The organism is Waterburya agarophytonicola KI4 (assembly GCF_020640915.1).
In the GTDB taxonomy this organism is placed as follows: domain Bacteria; phylum Cyanobacteriota; class Cyanobacteriia; order Cyanobacteriales; family Xenococcaceae; genus Waterburya; species Waterburya agarophytonicola.
Map to the genome: position 1 here is coordinate 1 of NZ_JADWDC010000122.1, position 5202 is coordinate 5202.

The following is a 5202-nucleotide window of genomic DNA, read 5'->3' on the forward strand; positions in this document are numbered from 1 at the left end:
ACCTTACGATTTCAGACTTTTAATAAAGCTCAGATTATGACCGTCTGAAGTATACATTTTTATCAACCTATATTCTTCTAATGTAGAATTGGGTACTCCCATGACCTACAACGGGGCAAATGGCTTATTCCGCAGCTTAGAAGGAAGAACAGGAATAAAAAAAGCAACACCACATTTATTGAGACATACTCACGCTACAGAACTAATTAAGTCTGGATGGGAAATGGCTTATGTTCAGAAACGATTGGGACATAAACATATTCAAACCACAATGGATACTTATACTCATCTAAGTGATGAAGATGTAAGAAAAGAATTTGATAAATATATCGCTACCAAAAAAACTGATGTTAGATAGAGCGAAAAATCAACAAAAAACAGACTGTTTTAATCCTTCTTTAGCCGAAGTAGTTATTCATCAGGCAACAGATGAAAATGAGCAAAAAAGTAATGTAGAAGCAATTTATTTTGACCCGAATGTTTTATGTTGCCCTCGTTGTGGAAGTCTCAATGTAAAGAGTTCGGGAAAAAACGCTGGGAAAAATAGCAATGGAAAAAAACGATATAGGTGTTCTGAACCTGAATGTAAGAGAATATTTATCGACCCAAAACTGCGTGAGAGAGGAATACCATTAAAAGAAGTTCAATGCAGATTTTGTCATAGTAACAACTGTGTAAAAGGCGGTTTTACTGGTTCAGACGGAAAGCAAAAGTATAACTGTAAAGATTGCAGAGCCAGCTTTGTGACTGGTTCAACCAGAAAACGTAGACCTAAGAATTTGCTATTATCTGAAGATATCTGGGATGCTAAAGCACTTGGGCTTAAACCATTAAAAACTGATAGTCATACAAAACTAAACTTTACTGGAATTAGCCAACCTTGGCTAAAAGAACTAGCGAAAAAATTTATTAAATTCAAATCAGCAACCAGAGCTTTTGGCACGATTCAAAATTATTTAGTAGCTAATCTGGATTTTGCCAATTTTCTAGATAGTAATTATCCAGAAATAATCAACATAGAGCAATTAGATAGAAAGTTAGTACTAGATTACATTTTTTGTGTAAATAGTCGAGGCTTGAAGCCAAGCTGGAAAAATATGTTGATTGGCAACTTAAAAACTTTTCTCGATACGGGAAATGAAAACAAATGGTTCAAGACAGATAGATATTTAATTACAACAGAAGATTACTCAAAACGTTCATTAAGCTTACCTCGATATATTCCACCATTTGTTCTCAAGCAACTTAATGAAAATCTAGACAAACTGCCAGAACCAGTAATGAGAATGGTTTTAGTCATCCAAGAGTGTGGCATGAGGTACAGTTCACTAGGAATAATTGGTTTTGATTGTTTAGTCTATATCGGTAAAGATACTTTAGGAAATGAACAATGGAGCATCAAATTTTATGACGAAAAACTCGACCGAGAGAGAATCATACCTATCAGCTTAGAGTTAGTTGAAATAGTTAAACAGCAACAAGAATTTATTCGAGAATATTGTGATGACGGCAATGAATATTTATTTACTGCTAGAGCTGTAGGCTCAAGTGGTGCTGTGTTTATACCAATGAAAAATCAAGTGATGGGCATTGGTAACTTTATCAATTATCTCAATAACCTATCTAGGAAATGCAAGATTCAAGATGAGAATGGAAAATTATGGCACTTTGAATCTCATCAATTTAGACATACCGTAGGAACACAAATGATTAATCAAGGAGTTCCTCAACACATAATCATGAAAATACTCGGTCATTGTAGTCCAGAAATGACCATGCGCTATGCTCACATTCATGATGAAACTCTAAGAAAAGAACTTCTCTTATTTCATGAAAGTAAAACTATTGATATTACTGGTCAAATAGTTGCCTTAGAGTTAGAAGGTAATCCTGAAGATTTAGAGTGGTTTACGAGAGAAATCGCTGCTATAGCTTTACCGAACGGTTATTGTGGTAGACCTAAAATATTAGGTGATTGTGATATTGCTGGTGATGTTGGTTGTTATATTTGTCCTCACTTTCGCACTAATAAGAATTTTCTCGCTCTTCATAAAGACCAATTAGAAAGAACCAGAAAAGTATTAACCAAAGCGTATAAATATGACTGGCAATTACCAGTTAAAAAGAATGAACTAATTAGGCAAAATTTAGAGCTTATTATTACTACTTTGGAAAGAGATAATAATGAGTAAAAATAACCGAGAAGCCAGAATAGCTAATCTATCTGCTGCGTCAGAACAGAAAAAACATAATGCTGCTTCTGCTACTGAAAAGGCAATTCGTAAATTACAACAGTCAGGTAAAGTAATTAGCTTTAAAGCTGTCGCTCGTGAAGCACAAGTATCGACCAGCTACCTTTACAAATATCCAGAGCTAAAAGACCGCATCCTGAAGCTGAGGGAAGAGCAAAAACGTAGTGGAAAGAGAGTAATACCCGCTGCTTCTGATAACTCCAAAAATCGCATCATCGATCATCTTAAAAAACGAATTAAAGATTTAGACGCAGAAGTAACTCAGCTAAGACTCGCCAATGAATCTCTGGCTGGTAGAGCATTTGAGTTAGAAAGTTATGAAAGTGCGGTCAATCGCTTCAGAGAAGAAAATCAACGTCTTAGCGCAGAGATAGAAAGACTCGTTGAAGAAAATAGCTCACTGAAAAATCAGCTCACTCGTCAAAATTTAGGTTCTACGAAGAAAGTTACTTCTATTTCTCCATCGCCAAAGCGTTCTTATACGCCGACACCAGATGCAGTAAAGATGGAATTAACCAATTTAGGTATATCCATAAATAGTACCTTAAGAAAAAGAATTCGTGAAAAGCCAGAAGAGATGGTGATAGAAGCTATTGAAGCATTGAAATATGCTCTGTCTACTCAAGAAATCGAAAACCCTGGTGGCTGGTTAGTAAAGGCAATCAAAGACGGATGGCAAAAACCCAAAAAACTTCCACAACCTATACAAAGAAATCGATCGCAACCCCATGAATTAATATTTCCGCCAGAGTTTGAAGAATGGTATATCCAAGCGATAGATTTAAAATTCATTGTCAATGAATCCCCCGCAGAGCTACCTAAAAATACTAAGGGAGAATTATTAGTCAAGGTCAATCGGACAACCGCATCAGGATTACCTCAAAGTCAAATGTCTTGGATCGAAGCCAAAAAACTAATGGAAACAGAGTTAGAATGATGTTGTGTAAAAAACATCGATATGGACATATCAACAACAGTACAAGCGTTGTCAAACTTACGTTGTGGACGATGTGGGCGAGAAAACACTAACAGGACTATATTTACTCCTGTGCAAACCCAAATGACAGGCAGAACAGACAGACATTAAATTAGATAGTCGATTGTCTGTCGTGTCATGGTTGCGATGGTGTACCTGCAAAATATCGGCAGTCCATTGCGATCGCGATAGACTCTCAGGTCGTTCTCCTGGTTTGTAACATTTCTTCCCGCAGCACTGACATCGCCAGTCAGCAGCTTCTTTTACTGACAATGCTAGACTGCTCCAATTTTCAGGGTAAAGACTAGTATCAATAGGCATTTTAATTAGGCGATCGCGCTTTTAATCTCATCTTATCGTAGAGTGGCGATCGCTGATTCAAAAAATGAACGCTGAAAAAGTCCCAGTTGAAGATATATTGAAGGTTTTGAGAGACAGGAGTAAGAAGAAGGAGGTGATAGGGCGATTACTATTTATACTTAAAGCAAAAAGCAAGCAGTTATGAGCGAATCTTTTTGGGGTTCGACCGAGATAGGGGGATGGCAACGATTCGTGAATTTTACTCCCATATCCGCCTAAAACATTTACCTTGCCTTATGTAGTGCTAAAAATAACTATCGATCGTGGGAATTATAAGCGTAAGTTAGATAGTAAACATTAGGAGCGATTCAATGAGTGACTTAAATGAGATTAAATGCAAACTTGAAGAACTTAAAAATTTAAATGCTAGAGGGGAAGAATGGGAATATTTCCAAGTTTTAGATTCTATTGCAGGTAATGTTTATCGTTATAACGATTTTATTGAGTTTGAGCCACTTATTATATAATGCCCCAACGTTTATTTTCGTCAATGTCTTGAACAAGCATGAAACAATCAGAGCGATCCAATTCTTAAAAAGCTTGTTCTATATATCTTTAAGCCTTCAAGCATTCCAAGAGCTTTTAAATAAAAACCTCATAACCTAGTCAGCGTAACGATTTGAAGGGGATATGGGAGTAAAATTCACGAATCGTTGCCATACGCCATTTTTGGTCGTTAGATCTTTTAAAGTTCGCGATCGCCCTATGAGTCTTTTGTTAAGTTCGTCAGCAGTATCACTTGCTACTCAAACGCCTCCTATACCTGTCACCATAAAATTTGATGGCGACTAGCTCTTTTTTTCGAGCATTTTTAAGCTCAGTCCCGACGTTCGCCTGACGGCAGAACGCGGGACTTCCCAGACGGAAGCTAAAAAAAAGCAGGGCTGATGCCCTGCCATAAGTTACCTGAATAACTAAATTAGTCTTGGTCTAGCTTCTGTTCCAGAATCTTAGAAAAAAGAGCCGTATTATTCAAGGCATAGGTAACAAGGTCTGATAAATGCTCTTGATTACCATCGTGCATTCCTAAAGCAATGCTAAGAAGAAATACACCAACTACCGCACCAATTCGCTTTGATCTATAATTGTCCATTAGAGATACCTCTATCAAAAAAACAAGATTGAAAGCAGCAACATAATTTGATTTATTCACTTTGGTCGGAGAAGAAAATCATAATTATTGTTGCTTTCTAGTAATAAAGATAGCAACAATAAAAGCTAAAACCTAACATTTTCAGAAAGTAACTAAATATCTGACAAAAAAGCTTGCTAATAGCAACAAAATGAGCTTTTTTCTGAATAATCTGAATAATATGAATTTTGATTTAAATCCATTTCAATCCATAATACAGCTAAAATATACCTTTTAAGTAAAATATAAAACTGTTTGTCGGAATGGTTAATTATTTTTGCATACGCAAAAATAGAGTAAATTATTTAGCCATTTTGGAACAAATACTTTTATGGTCACTCGATTTATTCTGCCTCAGTTAACAAGTAAAAGCGTCCTTGATACCTTAAGTTTTGCCCTGATAAATGAAAAACTAGAAAAAAACATTACTATAGAACTCTTGCAAAAGTTTTTTATGGTATAGTAAAAAATTATTTTTATTT

At 35.8% G+C, this 5202-nt stretch carries 6 protein-coding genes; 4 read left to right on the forward strand and 2 right to left on the reverse strand.

Annotated elements, in window-relative coordinates:
- Positions 1–61 precede the first annotated feature (61 nt).
- From I4641_RS23080 to I4641_RS23090, 3 genes are read left to right on the forward strand one after another with little or no spacing between them, the layout of a single operon-like run.
- On the forward strand, positions 62–358 hold the full coding sequence (locus I4641_RS23080; protein ID WP_439655367.1) for a tyrosine-type recombinase/integrase: 297 nt from the start codon (positions 62–64) through the stop codon (positions 356–358).
- Positions 348–2192: a tyrosine-type recombinase/integrase gene (locus I4641_RS23085; protein WP_229642934.1), complete on the forward strand. Its 1845-nt coding sequence runs from the start codon at positions 348–350 to the stop codon at positions 2190–2192. Before I4641_RS23080 ends, I4641_RS23085 begins: the two co-directional genes overlap by 11 nt.
- Complete coding sequence (locus I4641_RS23090; protein WP_229642935.1) at positions 2185–3189, forward strand: DUF6262 family protein; 1005 nt, start codon at positions 2185–2187, stop codon at positions 3187–3189. Before I4641_RS23085 ends, I4641_RS23090 begins: the two co-directional genes overlap by 8 nt.
- Positions 3190–3246: 57 nt before the next feature.
- Here I4641_RS23090 and I4641_RS23095 read toward each other — a convergent pair whose 3' ends face one another.
- Positions 3247–3549 (reverse strand): HNH endonuclease signature motif containing protein, encoded by a 303-nt coding sequence (locus I4641_RS23095; protein ID WP_229642936.1) that lies wholly within the window; start codon positions 3547–3549, stop codon positions 3247–3249.
- A gap of 350 nt (positions 3550–3899) precedes the next feature.
- Between I4641_RS23095 and I4641_RS23100 the strand changes: the two genes are divergently transcribed.
- Positions 3900–4055, forward strand: a complete 156-nt coding sequence (locus I4641_RS23100) for a hypothetical protein (protein WP_229642937.1) — start codon at positions 3900–3902, stop codon at positions 4053–4055.
- A 452-nt stretch (positions 4056–4507) separates the two neighbouring features.
- On the opposite strand, the gene I4641_RS23105 is transcribed toward I4641_RS23100, so the two are convergent.
- Positions 4508–4681: a hypothetical protein gene (locus I4641_RS23105; protein WP_229642938.1), complete on the reverse strand. Its 174-nt coding sequence runs from the start codon at positions 4679–4681 to the stop codon at positions 4508–4510.
- Between the last annotated feature and the right edge of the window lie 521 nt (positions 4682–5202).